Here is a 23,456-nt window from a genome sequence, read left to right as displayed (position 1 = left end):
ATGTATCATGCCTACAAATAAACACACTTATTAATAAATAAAAAGCGAATATTTTGTCTAAAAAAGACAATATTTTACTTTTTAACCATTTCACCACTTATCTAACTATTTTATTGGTCGCTATATATCCTAAAATCTGTTTGTCCTTCTTTTCGATATCCAGTTTATCGCTTAATTCATATAAAATATCCCAATCATTTGTTTCTCTTCAACGTCAGCACCGGTAAGAAAATAAATACCCCGATTACGGACATTATCAATCCACCGATAGTGCCTGCCGCCAACGGAAACCAAAAACCTTCTTTTTCCGCTCCTACCATGAAAGGGATAAAGCCCAGGATAGTGGAAGTGACCGTCAGGAAAATAGGAATCACTTTCGTATTCCAGGCTTTCACATAGGCCCGGAGCGGTGAAAGACGCGGAAAACGTTTACGGATGGCATTGTATTCATTCAGAATATAAATACTCGCATTTACCGTAATACCGCAAAGCAGGACAAAGGAAGCAAAACCGCCCTGGTCGAAGTTCAGTTTGAACCAGTAAAATGTAAGGAACACGCCGATATAAGATACCGGAATCACAAAGATAATCGCTAACGGTTGTTTCAGCGAATTGAACAGGATACTTGTAATAAAGAAAATAATGGCGATTACAATCAGGAGCAAACGATATTGCTTATTATCCTTTCCGCCCCACGACCAGTTGTTATCTTCCGATTTTGCGGTATATCCCATCGGAAGAAGCTCGTTAAACTCTTCCAAATCTTTCTTCAGCAGTTTATGCCCCTGTTCCGAAGAACCAATATACTCGTATTGCAGGCACAAGCGATATTGCTGATTTTCCTTTGCCACTTCCTGCGGCATTTGCCCTTTCTCCACGACGGCCAGTTCCGACATCTTATATTCCTTACCGCCTGACTGGAAAGGATAGTACTGCATAGCCCATACATCCCGTTCTTCCGATTGCCGGGAAGAAAGCTTTATCTTTTCCGTTCCTTCTTCCGTCAATACCGAACCGATTTCCATATTTCGCCCATATATCGGACGGATAGCGGAAAACAGTCTCCCGGCTCCAATCCCTTCCTCTGCCATCCGTCGTTTGTCCAGATTGAAATAGAATTCCATATAATCATCCTTCCACCAGGAGAAATCGGAACCGATAGTCACTTCCCGGATACGGCGGTGGGACAACAGCTTTTCTTTCAACTTTTCTGCTTGCGCATACAACTCGTCATAATTGTACCCGTACATCTTCACCCGGAAGGAGCCCGCATTCTCACGTACATTATTACTGAATCCCTGATCCTGCAATCCGTAGATGCTCCAGTCACCGCCGCCCAGTTGGAGTGCCTTGCCGATCATATTGGCTTTCAGCGTATAGGGGAAACCGCTTTTCTGATGTTCTTTCGTAAAATAAATATGGATGGATGCCCTGCGGGCACTTTCCACAGACGTCTGAAACTGCCTGATTTCCTTAAATCCGCTCAGATAGGTTTCCATCTTCTTAACCAGTGTGTTCATCTGTTCCAGTGTACTTCCATTCGGCAGATTGGCATTGGCGTGGAGCACCACCTCTTCATTCCGTGAGAAATAACTCCCCTCATACACCTTTTGTATAAACAGCCGCAGGCTTCCACCCAACGCCTTATCCACAACCGGTTTCACCTTTTCTTTATAGGCAGAAGTACCCAGCGTTTTATTATAAACTTCCGCCCACTTATCTTCCCCCTTCATCTTTTCCGGCAACAAGAATACAGGCAATCCGAAAGCCAGCAATAACAGTATGCAGACCGCCATCCGCCAACGGCAGAGAATCCTTATCAGCCACCCGTAGAAACGGCTGAAATAAACTGGAACCCGCCGCATCTTCGAACGTATCCACATAAAGGAACGCACGTTCCCCATCCGTCTTCCCCGTTTTGAAAGAGATGTTTTCTTCCACCGTTTCAGTCCGATTTTATCAATCAGGGAAGGAACAAAAAACAGGGCGACCAATAATGAAACTCCCAAATTGATAATCACCACAGCGGCAAAGTCCTGCAAATTGAGCCGTATCTTCTCATCCAGGAAGAAAATAATAACCAGTGCCCCTATCGTCGTCAGCGTAGCTGCCAGTACGGACATGAACGCCTTCCGATTCCCGCGCCTCAGATAGTGGTCGCTCATCACAATGGTATTGTCAATCACAAGATTCAAAGAGACGGTGATACCTGCCAAAGAGTACAACTGCATTTCCAATCCGAACGCATAATAAAAAATAACGGCTATCGCTATATTGACGGACAGGCTGACTACAATCAGAAACAGATATTTGGGACTGAAAGTAATCAGCAATACAAACAGAAGCAGAATGGCCACCGTCACTCCCGTACGCAGATAAATCTTGTTTAGTTCTTCCTGAATAAACTCCGTCGCGTCATAACTGGTATGAATCTCATACCCCGCCGGAAGAAACGACCGGATACCATCCATATACGCTTTCACTTCCTTGCTCAACGCCAACTGGTTAGCCGTTTCTTCCGCCACGACAGACAGATAAATCGAGTTCAGCCCGTTAATCCGGTAATAACTCTGCGGCTGCTCTTCCACACGGGAAACCTTTACCAGTTCATTTAGTCCGATGATTCGTCCGTCTTTCATCTTTACCTGTATTCGTGTCGCGTCGAACTCACGGTTCTCATATTCGGGAACCAATGCCAGACGTATCCACTGCTTGTCCGAAGCGCCCTGCTCTACATCGTAAGTCCCCATGAACTCTTTCTGATAATGCAACCGGACTGCCTCACGGATATCATCCGTATTTATCCCAAGCGTACGCAACTGTTCGGAATCATACTCCAACCGCCACTCCATCGGAGTAGCACCGCTAAGATTAATCTTATAAATCCCCGAAAGCTGTGCCAAGCGTGTTTTTATATGCTCTTCCGCATACTGCTGAATCAATACGGGCGTAGCGGGCGCATTGATTGTAAACGCCATGAAAGGAGACTGGCTGCTCTGTCCCGGACTCTGCATCTGAATATACGGATAACTCACACCGTCCGGCAACTCCGGCCACGTCTGACGGATAATGGTGGAAGCCTCGAAACGGGCGACTGCCGCATCCACATGTTTATCCAAATTCACGCTGATACTTCCCCACCCGTTTCCCGAAGTGGAGTAAATTCCCCGAATCCCTTTCACGCGGGCAAGCATCGCCTCCAGTTTACTGGTAGCCGTCATCTCCACCACACGCGCCGAAGTGCCGGGCATGCTGAAACGTACCGTGAAGCCGGGCAGCGTCCGTGACGGGTTCAGTTTGACAGGCAACAGCGGAACAAGCGCCAGCCCGACCAACGCCACACAGACAAAAGCCACAATCAGCGTAAAGGCGGAAGCCTTCGGGGACTTATTTATTTCAGATTCCATAATTTTGCATTATCATCATTCATATAAATGGGAATCATCATTTAACCAACTTCCCCCCATTGAAATCGAATCTGTCCGAAAGAGAAAGCTTCGCGGCGAAATCGAACAAGGTAAGCCGGCGTATCTTATAATAATTCAGCCAGTAGTTTTGCAAGGCGGAAATATAATTCCGCTGTGCTTGCTGCTGCCTGTTGAGTGAAAGTGTCAGGCTGTTTATATCCGCCTTGCCGATGATAAAACGCTGTTTCGTCTCATTATAAGCAAGTATAGCCAGATCCAAAGCCTCTTCCGCGCTTGCTATCAACTGCTGCTGGATATTGAAATCGCTCACTGTCATAATCACTTCCTCTTCGATGCCAATCTCATCCTGGCGTGCCGAAATCTTCACCACATTCAGGTTATTCCGCGCCATATTATACTTGCCTTTGCGGACACCCCAATCCAATAACGGAATGGAAACACTGACCGCCACCAAATCCTGTTGCATCGGTTTATGATACACATCCCCGAAATTATCCGCCACCTGGTTAAAACCGACACTCGCATTCACACTTGCGTTGAAACGGGATTCTTTCTTTGTCTTGTCCACATTCCGCTGCGCTTCCAGTACATTCTGTCTCAATTCCAGCAATTGGGGGTTGTTGCTTCTCCCCCAACTCAAAGCCTCATCCACCGGAATCTCTATCATGCCCGGACGGGAAGGGAGTTGCAGTTCGATTTGCGTATTCTTATCCAGATTAAGGAAAGACGCTAAGGAGAACATCGCCCGTTTCAGGTCGCTCGCCTTGTTCTGAAGGGTGTTCTGCGCGTTGACACGGTCCAGTTTCAATGTCAGCAGGTCGGCTTGTGAGATGGCGGCTATCCGGTGGCGTTGCTGCCCGATACGGTAAAGCGTATCCGTGGAAGCCAGGTTGTCCTTTGCCAGTTTATATTCAGCCTGTGCCATGGCGAGGGAAAAGAAATAGTTCGTGGCCGTTTCCGAGACTTTCTCCACGTTATAAAGAAACTCCTTCTTCACACGCTCGTATTTCAACGGTTCGATTCGGCGCTCCCACTTGAAAGGATTGTATCCTACCAGGCTCTGCGAATATCCAAGCCTTATCGGGACACTGGTGAGTTGTGTCGCGCTGTTATCCCCAAAGTTGCGCATATAGGCAAGATTCGATTCCAGATAGAATGTACCCCCGGTCAGGTCGAGGTTCTGCCTCACGCTCAGTCCGCCGTAGGCATAATATGATTGCTGCGTGCGGTACACGTCGAGGTTGGAGCCCGAATCATAACGTTTCGTTATATCCCGGTTATATTGCGCCGGAGTAAGGTCCAGCGTCAGGCTGGGTAGGCGGTTCGCCTTGTATGTCCGGTATTCCCAATAGCCGGAGAGATACATATTCTGTGTGCGGAATGATTCCAGAGAACTGTCGTTGGCCAAAGCAATCGTCTGATTCAAGTCCAGTACCAGATGTTTCTGTGCGTACAGCGGGGATTCACCACAGAGGACACTGAGGACACAGAGAAAGGTGGGAATTCTTAATAATCCGTTCATAACTCTCATATTTGAACTATTTGTTATTATTTGCTACTTATTTCAACTTTCTTACTTCTTCTTTTTTCCGGTAAATGAACCAGTAAAGCAACGGTATGATGAACAGGCTCACTGCCGTGCCTATCGACATCGTCCCTATCATGGCAATGGACAACGGCTTTTGCAGTTCCGAACCCATATCCGAAGAGAACAAGAGCGGGACCATGGCGAAAATCGTAGTCAGCGAGGTCATGATAATGGGACGCAGGCGCCTGCGTCCGGCTTCATGGATGGCTTCCAGCAAAGGGACGCCTGACTTGCGCAGTTCATTGATGGCGTCCAGCTTCAGGATGGAGTCATTGATGACGATACCGCAAGTGACGATAAGCCCGATGGCTGACATCAGATTCAGCGTATGCCCGCAAATCCAAAGCAGCAAAAGCGCAAATGCCACGTCTATCGGGATTTCCGCCAAGACAAGCAGGGGTTGCAGAAAGCTCTCGAACTGTGCCGCAAGGATGAAATACATCAGCAACAGGGAAATCAGGAGTATCACTACCAGTTCGTCCAGCATTTCCCGGTTCGAGAAGAAGCTGCCGGAAAAGCCGGCATCCCACTCCCCCGTATTCCCGGCTACCTGCTTCACGTCTTTTATCAGCTTGTCCGCATCGAGCACTCCATAAAAATCGAAGGGCACAAATTCCCCGTTACGCCCGGCAGCAATACTTTTCAGGTCTTCGGCAGGAGCCACCTTTACCAGTTCCCGGAGCGGGATATATTCTATATTGCCACGGTTATCCGGCTGTGTCTGTACCAATGTCTCCTGCAAGACCCTGTTCACGGTCTTTTCATTCCCCGCAATATTAATCGGAAGATACTGCTGGTAGGAATGCAGCATAGTCACGCTGTTTTCACGGAAAGCCGTTTTCAGGACACGGTAAAGTTCATTATAGGAGACACGGTAAAGCAGCAGTTTTTCCTTGCTGATGCTCAGGTCCAACTGGTTCTCAAAAGCGATGCCCGTAGGATTGATGCCGGTTTCCCCTGCCAGTTCATGCTCCAGGTTGCGAATCGTTTCCGCTTCCGGTGCCTGTGCCCTGTTACGGGCATAAAATTCAGCTATGATATCCGGTTCACCCGTCACAAAAAGTTTCTCGAATACCGTTTCCGGCGGAGAGAAAGAAATGACGGAAAGCGGGTAACGTTCTTTCAATCTCCGGTATATCTCCTGTTCCAATAGGGCAATTTCACCGGAAGTTTCCGTACGGAAATAAAGTTCCGCTTCGGAAGAGGAAAGCTCCCTCTCCCGGTTCAGGATAAAATCCTGTCTGCCGACAGAAGCCGTCTGTTCCAGAGAGCGGCCGTCCAGTTCCTTAAAAAGTGCGTCCACACGCTTCCTGTTTTCATCCACGTGGATATTTTCATTCCATTCTATGCGGACAATCAGTTCGTTTTCTTCGATATCGGGCATCCGCTCTTTATCTATAAAGAAAAAGAAAAATACACAGAGCGGAATGGAAATGACGCAAAACAATACGCTGAACGTTTTATGACGGAACACCCAGTCTACTCCGGCGTCATAGAAACGGTCCAGTGTATGGTCTTTTATCGGGTTATTGAATTTAAAGGAGAGCCACTTCCATTTCCGGGTGTGGATACCTGCACGGTAGACCAGCAGATAAAGGACGGGAAGCAGCATGATACCTGTAAAATAAGACACCATCAGTCCTACCGTGACGGAGAAAGCCTGGTCGTAGAAGATGGCTCCGGCAATACCGCTCATAAAAATCAGGGGAGCGAATACGGCGATGGTGGTCAGCGAAGAACTCAACATGGGGGTCACCACTTCACTTGTTCCTGTGATACAGGCACGACGCAGTGAATATCCCCGTTCGCGGTATTGCGAAATATTCTCGGTCACGATAATCGAGCTGTCAATCATCATTCCCAAAGCCAGAATCAATCCTGCAAGGGAAATGATATTCAGTGACATATTACAAAGGTAGAAGAACACGAAACTGATGACGATGGAAACCACCATGCTGAGCCCGATGACTAACGGGGATTTCACGTCACCCAGGAACAGGACCGCTACCAGGCAGATAAAGAGGAACCCTAAAGAAAGGTTCTGCTGCAGATTGGAAATCGTGTAGTCAAGCAGTTCCGTCTGATTGCGGCTGATACTGAAATCAATGTCCGGATAGACCTGCTGGAAATACTCCATCGTGCCTACCAGCGACTCCTTCATCTTGTCCATATTCTCATCCGCCTGCTTGATGACAGCCAGTGTCACCGCACGCTTTCCGTTCGACAAGGACACGCCCTTTTCCTTCACGGGCACGATATTGACCTTGCAGAAATCCTTCAACTGCACAATGCGGTCGTCCTTACGCAGATAGATATTTTCCACATCTTCCGCCGTACGCAGCAATGTCGAGAATTTGATATTATATTCGTAGTACCCGTCACGTACCGTCATGCTGCCCGGTTCTACATTGTTGGACGACAGGGCGGACTCAATATCCCCGATGGCAAGCCCCATCATGGCAAGCTTGTCCTCATCGGGCACAATCTGCACCTGGCGTTCCACCAGTCCGGTCACGTCCACCATAGCCACTTCTTCAAGCTGCTCTATCCTTCGCTTGATAACCGATTCGGCAAATTCACACAAGTCAAGAAAGGATTGCTGTCCCGTGGTAGTAGTACTATAAGCACTGTCATTCTTCAAGGTCAGATTCAGGTAGAACACGGGAATATCCGTTGCGCTCGCCTTGATTACTTTCGGACGTTCCGTTTCCTTGGGGAGATAGTTCATCGCAGCATCTATCTTCTCATTGACCTCGATAAAAGCAAGATCCGTATTCGTGCCGAACTCAAAAGACAGGCGGATGATACCCGCCCCGTCCCTTGATTCGCTATGAATGTCTTTCAAAGTGGAAACCTGAATCAGTTGGCTGCGCAAAGGTTTCACAATCGTGTTTTCCAGTTCGCGGGCGGATGTATTCGCGGCAGACACTTGTACGGTAATCTCCGGAATGGCGATATTCGGAAGCAGCGATATCGGCAGTGTGGAATAAGTCACCAGGCCGATTATAAAACTGGCGGTGAAAGCCATTAACACGGCGATAGGACGCTGGATTAAAAATTTTATCATGCTTACTTGATTTTGGGACGGATTATCTTACATTTACTTCCGCTTCATGCGCCAGATTCAGGTTTCCGGTCACAATAACCGTGTCTCCTTCCAATAAACCGTCTTCAACACCTTTCCGGGATTTATCAGAAACAATGTATTCCGTTGCGTTCTCCAGTCCCGTATGCACATAGTTCCACATAGCCTTGCCTTCTTTCAATGTGAACACCACCTGCTTGCCGGAGCGCAGTACCACAGCCGTCTTGGGAATCACCAACTGTTCACCCAGATTCCGCCTGACACTGACCCTCACATTCATACCGCTGAACAGCTTGCCTTCACCGTTCACATCAGCCTTCACCTTCACCATTCCATTGGTATCCACCAACGGATTGACTTCAGATACCCTACCCTCAAACGAGCTTCCCCCGGCATAAGGAATGACCGTCACCTTATCACCTTTTTTAATAAAGGCAAGTTCATTCTCCAATACGGTAAATTCAGCTTCCATCCCTCTGGTGTCAAGGATAGTGCAGAATATTTCCGAGGTATTAGCCGGGTTATAAGGTTTTGAGAAAAGATTAGCCACTACACCGTCAAAAGGCGCGGTAAGTGTCGCATGTTCCGTCTCCCTTTTTGTCAGTTCGTACTGGGATTTCGACTGCTCGTAACCACTCTTCACTTTTGCAATCTTCATTGTCTCCACAGGAACCTTGCTGAAATCATCCGGTGTATATCCCTGCCCGATGAGCACATCTTTCAATTCTAGCTCAGCTTTCAACAGAGCGTCTTCCGCCTGGGACAGTTTCTGCTCCAGACGGAATTTGTCCAGTTCAGCCAGTTTCTGTCCTTTATGTACACGGTCGCCATTCTTCACATAAATACGGGCAATGACTTCACCCGTTTCAAAGCGTAGGTCGGCTTTACTGCGGGCGTTCACCTTGCCGTTGCTTACCAGTTCATGGTCAAAATTACGCTTCTTCAGAATTTGAGTGGTAACTTCATTCTTTACGTCAGGAAGAACGGTGGTCACTCCTTTCTCCTGTTCATCAGCACTATTTTTCTTGTCAGAGCAAGAGGTGTTTCCTCCTAATGCCAAACATAACAGTAACCATATACATTCGTGTTTCTTCATATTTATTGGTTCTTTTATTTCAATAATTTCTTTACTTCCTCTCTCATTTCATAATCCTCTCTGTTTTTTTATTTTATCCGCAACTTAAAGATGACAGGATTATCATCATCATTAAGTTCATCATAAAGACTTTTAAACGCTTGTCTATCTTTATTATTCGCAAAAGATTTACTTAAACAAATTACCTCCCAAGACTTTCTAAAAGAATAAGTGGACTGGACGAGATAAAAGTTATTATTCCATCAGAACCACTAACGCTTCCGTCAACCCATATTTCCATAGTACATTCTTTCGGATTATTAGATTGATCAGGGACATAATAATCAATAGGAACATTTTCTGCCCAGCCAAGTTTCTCTATATCTAACAAAGTCAATATATCCTCATTCTTCTTAGAATTTGAATACTGAATTACAAATAAATATATTGCAACAAGCACAATAATATTTAAAATTTTCTATTCCATAAAATGATACAATTTATACATAATTACACATTCTGTTCTCAAATTAATAAAGTGTTTTTATCCTTCATTTTATCCTACATCAAACGCCACTTCCTTTATTTAATTATAATCATTTCAATTTCTTTCTAACCCCCAAAGAAAAGCATTCACAGAGAGACTTTAGAACAATATTCTACCTAAAAAAGACAAAATTCTGTCATATCGCCTATTTTCTACATTTCCTCCTTTATCTGACTTTTTTCAGAATCCGCTCCCAACGGATCTTTCCTGAATATTTATCTTCCGAATACCAGATACGGACTACTTTACCTACAATATACTCTTCCGGTAGCATCCCCCAATAACGCGAATCCTGCGAATTTGCCATATTGTCACCAGCAACAAAATAATAGTCTTTTTCAAAACGATATTGTGTAATCGCACTATCCCCCAACAGAATCCGTCCGTCTTTCAAAGAGAGCTTTTTCTTCTGTTCCCAGTCTATCAGCTGCCTATACAGAAAGAAATTCGTACGGTTCATCACTACCTTCCGACCCTTTTCGGGAATTGCCAAAGGGCCGAATTCACAAACAGTCCATCCTTGCTGTTCATCGTAAGGAAATGCATCCACTGCAATGCCGTATTGTTCCGCATGTTTCAACTTCTCAATATACCGTTCGTCTTGATTCCCCAACCTCTCGCCACAGCCACGTACCTTATATCGCCCTTCCCGAATCTCCAACGTATCTCCCGGCAAAGCAATACACCGTTTCACGTAATATCGCATAACATCCATGCTGATACTGTCCCAACGATTCTCCGGATAAGGAAAATTGAATACCAGCACATCATTCCTCTTAAAATCACCAAAACCGGGTATCCGATAGATATCTACGTCTTTACCCTCGACAGCCGCAAATACATCAAACAGCCGAGCCCCCTTTATCATCTTATTAACCAGAATGTAATCGCCATTTACCAATACCGGATCCATCGACTCGGAAGGAATTCGAAATGAAGTATAACAAAACACCTGTACAAAAAAGAATAATAACACCAAATAGCACACTCCTGTAAACAGTTTCATAAACAATGTCAGCAATTTCTTTATAACAGCAAGAAATCTATCCATATCGCACTTCTTTAGTATCCAATGATTACTTTACGGCTCTCTCCCGCTCCTCCAGCAATGCTCGTACCTTTTTCCTCATATCTTCTATCGCCTTCGACATCACCTTCGGCTCCTTAGTCAATACGATACGGGCATTTTCCTTCATCTTCTCAGGCTGAAAACATGCAGGGTCTGCATAAAACTTCGTCAGTACATAATAAGAATATATACGTATAGGCAGGACATTGCGGGAACGAATCAGACATTTTTCCGCTTCTTCATATCTGTTCAACTTCCAATAATTCATTCCCTGCAGATACCAAACGACTTGTGTATTACATAATTCCAACGCCTCTTCCACGATATCGACCGACTGTTCATATTTCCCCAACTCATACAAAATGTGCCCATATTCATATAAGAAATTATGATTGCCTTTCAATAACGGATACAACCGGACATATTTCTCTTCCGCTATCTCATATTTCCCATTATAATACCATCTACTATCTTTTTTCCAATTTACGTAAGCAGAATATGAATTATCGGTACAAATAGCCCATCCTGTTCCTCCCAAACACAATGCAATCAGAACAAGCCAGAACCTACTGCGCAGAATATCCTCCCAAAAACACATGCCAATAATAGCATAAAAAGTAACTTGCAGCACTGGAATCTGCAATGGATAAGAGAAAAAAGCAAATACAGACAACGACATCAACGCCGCACAAAATCCATACTTTTTTCTCCTATACGCCCTATACCATGCCAGACAAATAATAGCCAAAAAGAGAATTAAGACCAACAGCCCCTTTTCGACAGCTATCTGCAAATAATCATTAAAAGCATATTCCGGTATTCCCGCCACATATTCTTCCCAAGCTTCATAATCTCCACTGGCAAAATGCTTTTCCTGCAACACTCCGCAGACATGCGTAAAACTGCCATCCCCATATCCGGTGAGTGGTTGCCCGGCAATAGCCTGTATACATAATTTCCAGATAAACAGCCTTCCTAATGCAGAATTTCCCTTTATGACAAATCCCAAGATACACAATAATCCCACGCACACCGATAGCAACATCACTCCACCGGATATTACTTTCCATTTGTTCTCATGCAGATAATGCGATAATCTCCTGTGCCATGAGTATCGGACAAAACACAACCAAACACTTGACACAACTACAGCCAACCACGCTGCACGGCTCATGGCGGCAATCAGCACACACAATAAAAGAACAAGCACAATCTCCACTACAAAGTAAACAGGCGTACGCCTGCCCTTTTCTTTCAGCCGTAGCCATTCATTGAAGCAAAGCATATATCCTACAGCCACATACCCACTATACGGTCCGGGATTATTGAATGTTCCCGTAAGTGTAAACAACAGATTGCCAGGCATTGCGCAACCAGCCAGTTGCAACAGCCCCCATACAGCTTCTATAGAACTTAAAAATATCAATGTCCAACTAAAAAGAGAACCAAGTTTGTCTGCTTTTATAGAGGGGCTTAACAGCAATGCCATCAATACCAAACTTATTGACAAACTTATAAAAGCCCGGCCAATCCATAACCAATGTCCCTCAGTTGCTCCTACAGGTATATCTTCAAACCTCAGAAGAACAACACTCAACATGGAAACAATTCCTAACCCACCCCAAAAATATGCAACAGATTCTTTTTTAGTCAAACACATACACTTCAATGTTTAAAAATCAGTTTGTTTACAATCAACACATTTTCACTCATACGCAATTCATCATATTTTTCCGGGAAATACTCGTCTATAAATTCATCATTAAAACAAGTAACCCAAGTATTGGAGAGATTGGACGGCATCCAATTGCCGAGATTGATCAAACCTGGAATATCCATTTCGGGATAAGAGCAGTTCTCTACTTTCTGAGTATTTTTATCCAATAAAGTAAAAGAAGCAGTCATATCAGGCAAAGACCAAATAGACAAAAGATACCTGTCTGTATTTACAATTATATCACAATTCGCATGTTCTTCTTTTATATAATAGTTACTTTTAACGCCTATAAAATCACCGGTCATTTTATAGTTCGATTTATGCTGGAAAATCTTATGTATCGATTCATCTTGAGGATTGAACGAATAGAATATGCCAACAGGAGGATCGTAAATTTGAATAGTTCCATCTTCCTGCAAAGTCATTGTATCCCATCCGGAACTACTAAAAGGATATATCTCTGAAATCGCTAAAACTCTTTTAGAAAGTTTTCCTTGTCTGTCCATAATCCAAACTCCATGGGTATTTTCATTAACACCACTCACGGTATGACACAGAAAATTACCATTTGGCAATTCCCGTATATAATCGTATACTAATTCAAAAGGATGTGAAATTGTACCTATATAGTCTCCATCAAAAGAATATTCATAAATCCTGCTTATGTAAATATCGGCTATGTAAATTGAATTCTTTCCTAAAAAGCAGGATGTAAGGTCGGCATACTCTCCCGGACCTTCACCTCGTTTGCCAATCGTATTCAGAAACGTTCCATCCGAATTGAAACGATAAACAATGTCTTGTTTTGAATCGACTGCATAAATGCCGGAGTCATCAAACAAAATATCTCCCACCCTTCCAAAAAAGCAGGATTCCGGCAATTCCAAACGAATGAACTTCACCGTATCAATAAAAGTTGATAATGGATAACTTTCTTTGATATTGGTATGATCATACTTTACTATTTCATAAGTGTCGTCATGAGTAGAAGTACATGAAACACAAAATAGCAATACACATAAAAACAGATTTATTATTCGCATTATATCATGATATTTAATAACGTAAGTTCGATATTCCCCAACTGCCCTAAAAGAATATATCCGGATACTTGTCATATCAAACTTACGTTAAATTATTATACACGTCTTACTCAACGTTTAAGAAATAACTTTTCCACAATCAATACTCTTTCATTCATTTGGAGCTCCTTGAGTTTGTCAGGATAAAAATGATTCATAAGTTGATCGTCGGTAACATGCACCCAAGCGTTCGGAAGATTCGAGAATTTCCAATTATTGAAAAACAGCAATCCCGGAATATCTATTTTAGGCGATTTGTAGGTTTCCGACTTTTTAGTCTTCTTGTCATATATCGTATAATATAACTTATCTGTATTGGGCAACCCCCATACAGAAAAAAGAAATCTTTCTCCATTCACAATCCAATTCCCCATTGCAACGTCCTCATTTTTTATATCAGTCATGCCTACAAAATCTCCGGACATCTTGTAACTTGACCTATGCTGGAAAACCTTCTTTATAGATTCATCAACGGTGTCGAACAGATAAAAGGCGCCAACGGGGGGATCATATATCTGATATTTACCATCTTCACGTAAGGTCATTGTCTTCCAGGAAGCCAGACAATAAGGAGTCTTTTCAGGAATGGCAAGAACTCTTCTCATATTCCCCTGTCTGTCTAGTATCCATACACCATGAGTCGTGGTCCAAAAACCATCTGCCGAATGACACAAGAAATTCTTATCCGGCAATTCCATGGCATAATTATAAAGTATGTCAAAGGGATAAGAAACCGTAGCTATATAATCACCATTAAAAGAATACTCATAAATCTTTCTTGAACTGTCATCATCTATATAAACTGAATTCTTTCCCAAAAAGCAAGAAGACATGTTCGCATACTCTCCAGGTCCCTCACCACATTTACCGATCGTATTCAAAAAAGTACCATTCTCATCGAAACGGAAAACTTTATCTTGTTTACTATCAAGTATATAAATACCGGATTTATCAAATAAGACAGTAGCTACTTCACCGAAAAAATAAGGTTCGGGCAGTTCCAAACGAACAGATTCTACTCTATCGATATAGGAAGATAAAGGAAACTGCTCTTTAATATCAGTGTGGTCATACACTACCATTTCACAAGTGTCGTCTTGGGTAGAAGTACATGAAACACAAAATAGCAATACACATAAAAACAGATTTGTTATTCTTCTCATAGTACTATATTTATAATAGTAAACATATATATCCTTTAACGCTTAAAAATCAATTTATACACAAACAATGTTCTTTCGCTCATATGCAATTCATCACGTTTCTCCGGGAAACACATTTCCATGTATTCGTCGCCAACATAAGATACCCAAGTATTAGGAAGATTTGAAGATTTCCAAAAATGAAAAGAAAACACTCCAGGCACATCCAATTCAGGGAAATTACAAGTTTCCGACTTCTTCGTCTTTTTATCATATAATGTATAATATAGATGGTCCGTTTCAGGCAGACTCCAAACAGAAAAAAGATATCTATCCCCATTGAGTACCCAGCCGCCATCAGCATACGATTCATTAATAATGCTGTTAAGTTCTTGCCCGACAAAGTCACCTGTCATTTTGAAATTTGACTTATGTCGAAGCACTTTCTTTATAGATTCATCTTTAGGATCAAACAGATAGAAGACACCCACCGGTGCATCATATATCTGAATCCTTCCATCTGCCTGCAAGGCCATTGTATTCCATCCACATCTGCGGAAAGGATATTTTTCAGGAATGGACAGCACAGTCTTTTCCATTTCCCCTTGCCTGTTCAATATCCACACTCCATGCCCGTTTAGAAACCCATCTACAGTATGACATAAGAAATTTCCATTAGGCAATGCCATAATATAATTATAAAGCAACTCAAAGGGATATGAAATCGTCCCTATATATTCACCGTTAAAGGTATACTCGTGAATCTTTCTAGAATTTCTATCACTTACATAAATCGATTTTTCTCCTAAAAAGTGGGAAGACAGTTCTACATATTCTCCAGGGCCTTCACCACGTTTACCAATTGTATTCAGAAAAATCCCATTTGCATCAAATCGGTAAATCACTTCTTGTTTGCTGTCATTTATATAAATTCCAGATTCATCAAATAAGATATTGCCAACTCCGCCAAAGAAATAAGGCTCGGGCAATTCCAAACGAACTGTCTCAACTTTATCGACAAAAGAAGATAAAGGGAAACTTTCCTTTATATCGGTGTGGTCATACTCCACCATTTCACAAGTGTCGTCTTGGGTAGAAGTACATGAAACACAAAATAGCAACACACATAAAAATAAATTTATTATTCGCATCATTAGTGTCCCGTAAAAGTGGATAAATAGTTCTTTGAAATAATTGAAATATAGTCTATTAGATACTACTTTTTAGGCGCGACGATTTGAAATCATACCTTTGAGGTCAATTAAGGTGACCTCAAATGAACCAAGATAAATATGTTTTCGCTCAGTTAGTAGAATTCTTGAACAATGATAAGTTCAGAAGACTTGTAGACAAGTATGATGGCAATCGTTATGTGAAACATTTCACTTGCTGGAGTCAGTTACTTGCAATGATGTTCGGTCAACTCAGTAATCGTGAAAGTCTTCGTGACTTGATTGTAGCTTTGGAAGCACATCAAGGAAAGCGTTATCATTTGGGATTGGGTCGTGAGCCCATTGCCAAAACTACGCTTGCATCTGCCAATCAGAATCGGGATTACAGAATCTTCGAAGATTTTGCTTTCTATATGATGAAGGAAGCATGTGAAAAACGATCGACTCACATCTTGGATATTCCAGGAAGGAAGTATGCGTTTGATTCCACTACAATTCCTTTATGTTTGGCTACATTCCCTTGGGCGAAGTTCCGTAAGAAAAAAGGTGGAGTTAAGGCTCATGTCCTTTATGACATAGAAGCACAACTTCCAGCCTTTTATACAGTAACTACAGCATCCAGGCATGATTCAACAGAAATGTCCGCAATTAATTATGAGCCAAATGCTTATTATATATTTGACAGAGCGTATGACTCGTTTAAAGAACTTTATCGGATTCATCTTACAGGTTCTTTCTTTGTAGTCAGAGCGAAGTCTAATCTGAAATGCAAGTTCTGTAAATGGAAGCGTAGAATGCCGAAAAATATCCTTTCAGATGCGGAAGTGAAACTGATAGGGTACACTTCTGGAAAGAAGTATCCTGAATCATTCAGAGTCATCCGTTTCTATGATGAAGAGGATGATCGTGAATTCACATTCCTGACGAATGCCAAACACATATCTGCACTTGATGTTGCCAATCTTTATAAGAAAAGATGGTTCGTGGAACTTTTCTTCAAATGGCTGAAACAACACCTTAAGATAAAAAGGTTCTGGGGTACTACCGAGAATGCGGTTCGAATACAGATTAGTGTTGCTATCATCACCTATTGTTTAGTAGCTATTGTACAATATGATATGCAACTGAATCGTTCAACTTATGAGGTCTTGCAGATTCTTAGCATCTCATTAACAGATAAAACGCCTTTACAAGAGCTGTTTAATAAGACTAATTTCAATGATGTCAAAGAACAATTTAATCCCCTTATTCCGGGATTATTTGATTAATTAATAACTCGTCCCGATTTTAACGGGACACTAGTGTATTCGCATAGTATTTTATAGCATTATGTTCATATGTTTTTTATCGTTTAAAAATCAGTTTGTTTACAATCAACACATTTTCACTCATACGCAATTCCTCATATTTTTCCGGATAATACTCGCCTATAAATTCGTCATTAAGGTAAGTAACCCAAGTATTGGAGAGATTGGAAGATACCCAACGACCAAAATTGAACAAACCTGAAATATCCATTTCGGGAAAAGAGCAACTCTCTACTTTCTGAGTATTCTTATCCAATAAAGTAAAAGAGGTAGTCATATCAGGCAAAGCCCAAATAGACAAAAGATACCTGTCTGTATTTACAACTATATCACAATTCGCATGTTCTTCTTTTATATAATAGCTACTTTCAACGCCTATAAAATCGCCGGTCATTTTATAGTTCGATTTATGCTGAAAAATCTTATGTATCGATTCGTCCTGAGGATTGAACGAATAGAATATGCCAACAGGAGGATCGTAAATTTGAATAGTCCCATCTTCCTGCAAAGTCATTGTATTCCATCCGGAACTAATAAAAGGATATATCTCTGAAATGGCTAAAACTCTTTTAGAAAGTTCTCCCTGTCTGTCCATAATCCATACTCCATGCATTTTGTTCATTCCACTCACTGTATGACAAAGGAAATTACCATTGGATAATTCCCGTATATAATTGTATACCAACTTAAATGGATGTGATATTGTCCCTATATAGTCTCCATCAAAAGAATATTCATAAATTCGGCACGGACCAATATCGGCTATGTAAATCGAATTCTTTCCTAAAAAGCAGGATGTAAGGTCGGCATACTCTCCCGGACCTTCACCTCGTTTGCCAATCGTATTCAGAAACGTTCCATCCGAATTGAAACGATAAACAATGTCTTGTTTTGAATCGACTACATAAATGCCGGAGTCATCAAATAAAATGTCTTTTACTCTTCCAAAAAAGTAGGATTCTGGCAATTCCAAACGAGTGAACCTCACCGTATCAATAAAAGTTGATAATGGATAACTCTTTTTGATATTGGTATGATCATATCTCACAATTTCACACGGTTCTTCATACTTAGAAGAACATGAAGCGCAAACTAATAGTGCGCAAAGAAACAGATTTATTACTCTCATTATATATTTATTTTTATCTTCGGTAAAAGATTTCAGAAACTCGAATCATCATGGCTAATCTTTTGCCGCATACTTTTATCCAATATTTCCAAAAACTTTTACCGAATGTCATTACTCATTAATTACATCTGTCCAGCCCTCTCGCACACCCACTGTATTGGCTGTCAAACTTTTCACAGCAAGGAATTTGAGTTGGCCGATCGTACTCTCCTATCCAGAAAAGCTTATGACTCAGTCGATAATATGGCTCCAATGTCGCATCTATTTCCGGATCACATGCCGCAGAAAAAGCCTCAATATTCGCCACTAGATTTAAATCCTGATTTCTTCTGTCTTTCAGGTTCACCGCTATTGTTACAAGAACAACTGCGAACAAATAAATAAAATACTTTACTTTCATGTTAGTTCATTAAATTAAAATACAACTCACGTATCCTTTTACGGAGCAAAGGATTACCCACACATATTATTTGATTGTTTTGGTCTAACAAGAATACATGAGTGCCCGGGAATTCCATTTTATTGATTTTTCTAAACTCGGCACCATCCGTACATACCGGAATCTGAAAATCTTCATCCTTCAATACATCGTACAGATTTCGCTCAGAAACAGGCTTCATCACAAACAAATATCTTATGTTGGCATTTGTCAATGAATCCACATCCGTAATAAAACGTTTCCAGTCGTCTATCCTCAATTGACACTCTATGCAGGATACAGAATCCATGAGTGCCAATATCTTATAGTCTGCTGTAGAGTAATCGTAGTCTACCGACTCTTTGCCATACAAGCGAAAAGTCATCTGCTCCGGAAAAATCAGTTTTTTACCGTACCATTCCTTGACATAACGAACCTCATCTTGCACAAAAAACTCGCTTCTCAAAACTAAAAATCCTAAAGCCGACAATACCAATAGTATGGATATTGTCTTTACAAACTTTATCTTCATCAAATAAACTGTTATTGGGAAAAATCCTTCCCACTTATGATACATTTTTCTCGTTAGCTCGCTTTTATCATTTCAGCGAGAAGTAGCCGGACTACTTACAGAAAACACAACTGTTCTACTATCGTTTCACCTCCTTTTTTAATATGTTATACTTTTTTCTTTCACCCTTTCTCTTTCCAACGGACAAGCTCACGATATGCGGACAATCCTTGTTCTTTTTTAGTACATTCTAAAGAAGCATCCGAAGATGCCACATTCCTGATGGTATAATTCTCCAAGAAATCCGCCCATTGACATAGAACCGCCCAATGCATACCCGCAAAAGCAAAGTCCTGTTCCTCCTCCACAATGGCAAGAATCATCTCCAGCATATCGGCAGTGGTCTCTACCACACTATTCCCTTCTTTCACTTGCCGGGAAGCCACGGGATACAACCCCATGTCATAAGGTGGATGCTTTCGCTGCCAACAGGAACTCCCACAATACTCAAATACCGGTTCGAGCAAAGCCTTCATCCAATCAATGCGGTGGAAAAAACTCAATACGGGAAAACTCTCGTAGGCATCTCTTACATTGCCCAACGTATCAGCAAAGCAGAAAAGCTTGTTGTCCGATGAAAGGAAAAAACGGTGCGACGCTACAAAATCACGATATGCAGGCAACATCTGCCGTGCGAACACGGTATCACGTTTGCCAAAGGCTTTACTGTTCCATTTGCAATCAAGCCTGTCGCAGTCCGCTTTTATCTCCTGATAGTGATTACCGACCGATTGCATCAGTCCGTCCATCGTTCGTTCACCATTCCCATTCCAAACAGGATACAGGCTTTCGCCAGCAAACAACAAGTGTTCTCCTTCCTCATATCCAACCACCAGTATCCCCTCATACCCATTTTCCACACCCAACTTCTGAGAAAGAACGATATGTCCTTCTTCGCTCGTAAACGCAGCACCCTCTTTCATAGCCAAATGCAACCCCTCACACCGGACAAGCCGCCATCCACCGTCTACCCGGCTCTCTGCCTTGGCTTTACCGAACATACATTTCACATCCATATCGAACAATATTTCTACCTCGTGGGTACCGTCATCGTCTCCTTCTATCCGATAGGATACAAAGCCTACAGGCCACCCTGTCATATTCCATTGTTCGGACATGGACGAGGATACAAAATCAAGCCGAAGATGCAGGTCACCGCATTGAAACACATAGTGTGTCTGCGTGGCTTGTATATCCACATATTGCAACAGAGCAGTGTCGGTATCAGCATAGGTCTTATTCTCTACATACAGTCCGAAATCCATTAAGGCAGGGCCACCCGTGTTGCGTCCGTAAACTGCCAGAAGGTTATCTCCTGTCCGAATAGCCTCCATGTCCTCGTCCGTCAAAACATGGCATTCGGCAGAGGGAGTAAAGCATTCCTTTTTAAACCAATATTGTCCGTTGCAATAAATGGTCAGTTGGTCATCGCAGACATATCGGACGTACATTTTATGTCCTCTCAAGGCTTCTTTGTCCGTCACCTCGAATTGCCGGCGAACATACAGATTGTCCGCCACCCATGCTGTATGCACCGGATAGTCTTCATACCCGAAACCAAATCCTCCTCTGCCCGACTGCCACGAAGATTCATCACATCCCGGTTGTTCCCAGCCTTTTCCCGGAAATAAAAAAGTATACTTACACTCCCAACCGGAAATATCATCTTCTGAAAACGAAGCCAAAGGAAACATACGCAAGGAATCTCCGCCACAAAAGCGGTACGTCTTGCCATCTACCCTCACGATTCCCGTCAACGGAAAAGTTGAAAGTCCGGGCGACACCGTCCAATCCACATGCCCGACGGAAGAAACACCGGAAAAAGGAATATTCCGACTGTCCGAACAGGAACAGGAGCAGATGCAAATCAGTGAAACACAACTTACTCCCTCGATGATTCTCTTGACAATTGTTGTCAATCTGCCATTCATTCTTATTTCCATAATTGAATTCCGTTTTCGTAACTAAAAATCCGTTCATCGACTCCACGTGTATGATTGCGTAAAAACAACAATGCATTTTCGGGAATCCCACAAAACACTAACGAATCGGAAGCAGCCTTTACAGTGCCTGCCGATTTCCAATGGTGGTCGCAATAAAACAGTTCATACACATCTCCGGGACGGATATAATTGTCCCGATTGCGGGGAGTATACACAATGTGATCTATGCATGCCTTTCTACCCAAGTCAAGACCTGCCCAGCCACCGGAAGGATGAGAATAATCAAAGGATGTCCAAGTTTTACCGTCAAACGCGTTCATATATTCGTGCGTTCCGTCATTGTAGAAACATCCTGGAGTGCCTATTGGCTTCCCTTTGACGGAAGCCGTATCGCCTTTCTCATAAAAAGCGATTTCCGCCACGTTGCAATGAGAGTCGGCAGGTCCCTTATATCTAAGATAACGATACGCTTTGTCCGAGTAACTTCCCGCTACGGTATTCAGACGGGCAGGCACATCCGTTATTATGTATAATGTATCCGCATCCACAAAATCCGGACGGTTACTTCCTTCGAAAATACCTCCCAACATACGTTCACGGAATAAATCTTCTCCCCCAAAATCGCATTTTGCATACAACACGACCTTCTGCTTGCCTGTGCCGGCAGTACAATAATGCACTTTACCACTCTGCCTGTCGATATAAAAGGGATCGGTCAGGAAGGTGAGTAAACCATTCTCTATGGTAGCCACTCTCATCACTGCACCATTGCGCACATTCCGGAAAATCAGATGGCGGGCATCATACTCTGCCCAGTCCACAGGCACCCAGTTGTCTCTTCTACTCGCACACAGATAGGCTATTCGCCCCTTACGTTTGTCGTGATACTGCCTTTCGAGAGGGATAGACAATTCTTTGCTAAAAGAATGTCCATAAGTGGAAGTAACGTCGATGAACTTAGGAAAATTCCAGAAAGGATACACCTCCTCCCCATATGCTGTCATCTGCTTGTGCAGCTCTCTGTTCACACTGAAAGTATACCTATATATTTTAGGGCTGAAATCATCATTATACAATGCACTCTTATGTATTTTTTCCAGTTTCCCCATAAAATCGGATGTATATTCCTCTCCATTTTTATCCCAAGTGACCACCCAAAAGTGTCCTGCATTTGTATGTCCGCGAAGAGGCAGGAAATCGGTGGCGCAAGGAATGCCCAACGCACGAAACAGATAAATCTCAAAGTCGGTCAGGTCTTGGCAACGCCCCACCTGATATTGCACGTAATGAGGGCCGATATGCCCGAAAGGAAAAGGCGAAACAGATGTATAAAAAGAACTGTTGTCCTGCAGCCGATCTCTCAGATATTCGGCTACCACAAACGGGTCTTCACAATCCAGTGAGTCGGACGACCGCAAAGAATCAAGCATCGAATTGTACTTCTCATAGTACATCTCCCGCCAGTAGGTCAACGGTTCGTCTCCGATACGGTAAGGAAGCAGATACTCGCAAAAGGTTTCAAAAGAGACGTTCTTTCCCCAAGGCTGTTCATGCCAGACTTTAAAAGCCCAGTCAATATTGTGGCACAAGTAAGCGGAATCGACTTCGAGTATATCTCTTTTCTGTTGCATCCTGTCTATCGGTCCGAACAGTTGTCGCACAGAATCCGCCAACTGTTCAAACGACCTTGAACGAGTCTCTTTCAACCATATATAATAGGATTTGTAATTCTCCAATTGCTCGCTCTCGGGATACGTATAAAAAGGCATATTCTCTATCAAAAAGCAGGCAGCGGCATATTTCAGACTGTCGGCAGCATTCGCATGGTAACGCCGGAGCACTTTCTCCAATTCTACACGATTGTTGCCCGCCGCACGTAAGGCAAACTCCAAAGCAGTAACAGATTCCTGAGGAAGCATTTTATTCAGAATATCTGTCCCAGTTATCATAAACACCAGAATCAGAAACCCGTACATGTATTTTAAATATACCTTTACCATCTGTGTTTTTTTATTATAAGTATTAGTTTCGATTTCCAAGCACGCTGCAAAACAAGTGGTTTCAGTACGAAATCCAAGCTAATATTTTGCCTAAAAAAGACAAAATTCTGTCATATCGCCTATTTCCTACATCTCTTCCTTTATCTGACTTTTTCAGAATCCTCTTCCTACGGATTCTTCCGT

15 protein-coding genes are annotated in these 23,456 nt (G+C 42.6%); 1 reads left to right on the top strand and 14 read right to left on the bottom strand.

From position 1 onward, the window contains the following. Positions 1 to 194: 194 nt before the first annotated feature. The 9 genes from CLIN57ABFB40_RS00290 to CLIN57ABFB40_RS00250 form a co-directional block, all read right to left on the bottom strand. Positions 195 to 3,407: an efflux RND transporter permease subunit gene (locus CLIN57ABFB40_RS00290; protein ID WP_175628402.1), complete on the bottom strand. Its 3,213-nt coding sequence runs from the start codon at positions 3,405 to 3,407 to the stop codon at positions 195 to 197. Between the two features lie 37 nt (positions 3,408 to 3,444). Further along, a complete protein-coding gene (locus CLIN57ABFB40_RS00285) occupies positions 3,445 to 4,950 on the bottom strand; it encodes a TolC family protein (protein ID WP_410489583.1) in 1,506 nt (501 codons plus the stop codon). A gap of 37 nt (positions 4,951 to 4,987) precedes the next feature. After that, positions 4,988 to 8,083, bottom strand: coding sequence for an efflux RND transporter permease subunit (locus CLIN57ABFB40_RS00280; RefSeq protein WP_175628400.1), 3,096 nt, complete (start codon positions 8,081 to 8,083; stop codon positions 4,988 to 4,990). A 22-nt stretch (positions 8,084 to 8,105) separates the two neighbouring features. Beyond that, on the bottom strand, positions 8,106 to 9,197 hold the full coding sequence (locus CLIN57ABFB40_RS00275; protein WP_175628399.1) for an efflux RND transporter periplasmic adaptor subunit: 1,092 nt from the start codon (positions 9,195 to 9,197) through the stop codon (positions 8,106 to 8,108). Positions 9,198 to 9,889: 692 nt separating this feature from the next. Continuing rightward, the gene (gene lepB / locus CLIN57ABFB40_RS00270; RefSeq protein WP_175628398.1) at positions 9,890 to 10,774 is read right to left on the bottom strand and encodes a signal peptidase I; all 885 of its coding nucleotides are present in this window, start codon (positions 10,772 to 10,774) and stop codon (positions 9,890 to 9,892) included. 25 nt (positions 10,775 to 10,799) lie between these two features. Beyond that, positions 10,800 to 12,452 carry an O-antigen ligase family protein gene (locus CLIN57ABFB40_RS00265; RefSeq protein ID WP_175628397.1) on the bottom strand — a complete coding sequence of 551 codons (1,653 nt, stop codon included), beginning with the start codon at positions 12,450 to 12,452 and terminating at the stop codon, positions 10,800 to 10,802. Between the two features lie 5 nt (positions 12,453 to 12,457). Continuing rightward, complete coding sequence (locus CLIN57ABFB40_RS00260; RefSeq protein WP_175628396.1) at positions 12,458 to 13,627, bottom strand: 6-bladed beta-propeller; 1,170 nt, start codon at positions 13,625 to 13,627, stop codon at positions 12,458 to 12,460. Positions 13,628 to 13,662: 35 nt separating this feature from the next. Continuing rightward, the gene (locus CLIN57ABFB40_RS00255) at positions 13,663 to 14,754 is read right to left on the bottom strand and encodes a 6-bladed beta-propeller (protein WP_175628395.1); all 1,092 of its coding nucleotides are present in this window, start codon (positions 14,752 to 14,754) and stop codon (positions 13,663 to 13,665) included. Between the two features lie 35 nt (positions 14,755 to 14,789). Continuing rightward, positions 14,790 to 15,806, bottom strand: coding sequence for a 6-bladed beta-propeller (locus CLIN57ABFB40_RS00250; RefSeq protein ID WP_254871664.1), 1,017 nt, complete (start codon positions 15,804 to 15,806; stop codon positions 14,790 to 14,792). A gap of 203 nt (positions 15,807 to 16,009) precedes the next feature. Between CLIN57ABFB40_RS00250 and CLIN57ABFB40_RS00245 the strand changes: the two genes are divergently transcribed. After that, positions 16,010 to 17,173 (top strand): IS4 family transposase, encoded by a 1,164-nt coding sequence (locus CLIN57ABFB40_RS00245; protein WP_175628393.1) that lies wholly within the window; start codon positions 16,010 to 16,012, stop codon positions 17,171 to 17,173. Positions 17,174 to 17,249: 76 nt separating this feature from the next. On the opposite strand, the gene CLIN57ABFB40_RS00240 is transcribed toward CLIN57ABFB40_RS00245, so the two are convergent. The 5 genes from CLIN57ABFB40_RS00240 to CLIN57ABFB40_RS00220 all read right to left on the bottom strand — a co-directional run bounded on the left by CLIN57ABFB40_RS00240 (position 17,250) and on the right by CLIN57ABFB40_RS00220 (position 23,273). Next, positions 17,250 to 18,341, bottom strand: a complete 1,092-nt coding sequence (locus tag CLIN57ABFB40_RS00240; RefSeq protein ID WP_175628392.1) for a 6-bladed beta-propeller — start codon at positions 18,339 to 18,341, stop codon at positions 17,250 to 17,252. A gap of 118 nt (positions 18,342 to 18,459) precedes the next feature. Further along, entirely contained in the window at positions 18,460 to 18,741 is a 282-nt protein-coding gene (locus CLIN57ABFB40_RS00235) for a hypothetical protein (RefSeq protein ID WP_175628391.1), read from the bottom strand. Between the two features lies 1 nt (position 18,742). Then, complete coding sequence (locus CLIN57ABFB40_RS00230) at positions 18,743 to 19,291, bottom strand: hypothetical protein (protein ID WP_118219566.1); 549 nt, start codon at positions 19,289 to 19,291, stop codon at positions 18,743 to 18,745. A gap of 161 nt (positions 19,292 to 19,452) precedes the next feature. After that, on the bottom strand, positions 19,453 to 21,273 hold the full coding sequence (locus tag CLIN57ABFB40_RS00225; protein ID WP_175628390.1) for a glutaminase domain-containing protein: 1,821 nt from the start codon (positions 21,271 to 21,273) through the stop codon (positions 19,453 to 19,455). After that, positions 21,264 to 23,273: a transglutaminase domain-containing protein gene (locus CLIN57ABFB40_RS00220; protein WP_175628389.1), complete on the bottom strand. Its 2,010-nt coding sequence runs from the start codon at positions 23,271 to 23,273 to the stop codon at positions 21,264 to 21,266. The genes CLIN57ABFB40_RS00225 and CLIN57ABFB40_RS00220 overlap by 10 nt, the downstream gene beginning before the upstream one ends. Positions 23,274 to 23,456: the final 183 nt, after the last annotated feature.

Source organism: Bacteroides acidifaciens (genome assembly GCF_903181435.1).
Classification (GTDB): Bacteria; Bacteroidota; Bacteroidia; order Bacteroidales; family Bacteroidaceae; genus Bacteroides.
The sequence above is the reverse complement of the archived record's forward strand: the minus strand, read 5'-3'. Positions and strand labels throughout refer to the sequence as shown.

Bases quoted from the DNA above. Each gene is read 5' to 3' on its own strand.
- CLIN57ABFB40_RS00290 (WP_175628402.1), bottom strand. From the start codon at position 3,407: ATGGAATCTGAAATAAATAAGTCCCCGAAGGCTTCCGCCTTTACGCTG.
- CLIN57ABFB40_RS00285 (WP_410489583.1), bottom strand. From the start codon at position 4,950: ATGAACGGATTATTAAGAATTCCCACCTTTCTCTGTGTCCTCAGTGTC.
- CLIN57ABFB40_RS00280 (WP_175628400.1), bottom strand. From the start codon at position 8,083: ATGATAAAATTTTTAATCCAGCGTCCTATCGCCGTGTTAATGGCTTTC.
- CLIN57ABFB40_RS00275 (WP_175628399.1), bottom strand. From the start codon at position 9,197: ATGAAGAAACACGAATGTATATGGTTACTGTTATGTTTGGCATTAGGA.
- lepB (WP_175628398.1), bottom strand. From the start codon at position 10,774: ATGGATAGATTTCTTGCTGTTATAAAGAAATTGCTGACATTGTTTATG.
- CLIN57ABFB40_RS00265 (WP_175628397.1), bottom strand. From the start codon at position 12,452: ATGTGTTTGACTAAAAAAGAATCTGTTGCATATTTTTGGGGTGGGTTA.
- CLIN57ABFB40_RS00260 (WP_175628396.1), bottom strand. From the start codon at position 13,627: ATGACAAGTATCCGGATATATTCTTTTAGGGCAGTTGGGGAATATCGA.
- CLIN57ABFB40_RS00255 (WP_175628395.1), bottom strand. From the start codon at position 14,754: ATGAGAAGAATAACAAATCTGTTTTTATGTGTATTGCTATTTTGTGTT.
- CLIN57ABFB40_RS00250 (WP_254871664.1), bottom strand. From the start codon at position 15,806: ATGGTGGAGTATGACCACACCGATATAAAGGAAAGTTTCCCTTTATCT.
- CLIN57ABFB40_RS00245 (WP_175628393.1), top strand. From the start codon at position 16,010: ATGAACCAAGATAAATATGTTTTCGCTCAGTTAGTAGAATTCTTGAAC.
- CLIN57ABFB40_RS00240 (WP_175628392.1), bottom strand. From the start codon at position 18,341: ATGAGAGTAATAAATCTGTTTCTTTGCGCACTATTAGTTTGCGCTTCA.
- CLIN57ABFB40_RS00235 (WP_175628391.1), bottom strand. From the start codon at position 18,741: ATGAAAGTAAAGTATTTTATTTATTTGTTCGCAGTTGTTCTTGTAACA.
- CLIN57ABFB40_RS00230 (WP_118219566.1), bottom strand. From the start codon at position 19,291: ATGAAGATAAAGTTTGTAAAGACAATATCCATACTATTGGTATTGTCG.
- CLIN57ABFB40_RS00225 (WP_175628390.1), bottom strand. From the start codon at position 21,273: ATGGAAATAAGAATGAATGGCAGATTGACAACAATTGTCAAGAGAATC.
- CLIN57ABFB40_RS00220 (WP_175628389.1), bottom strand. From the start codon at position 23,273: ATGGTAAAGGTATATTTAAAATACATGTACGGGTTTCTGATTCTGGTG.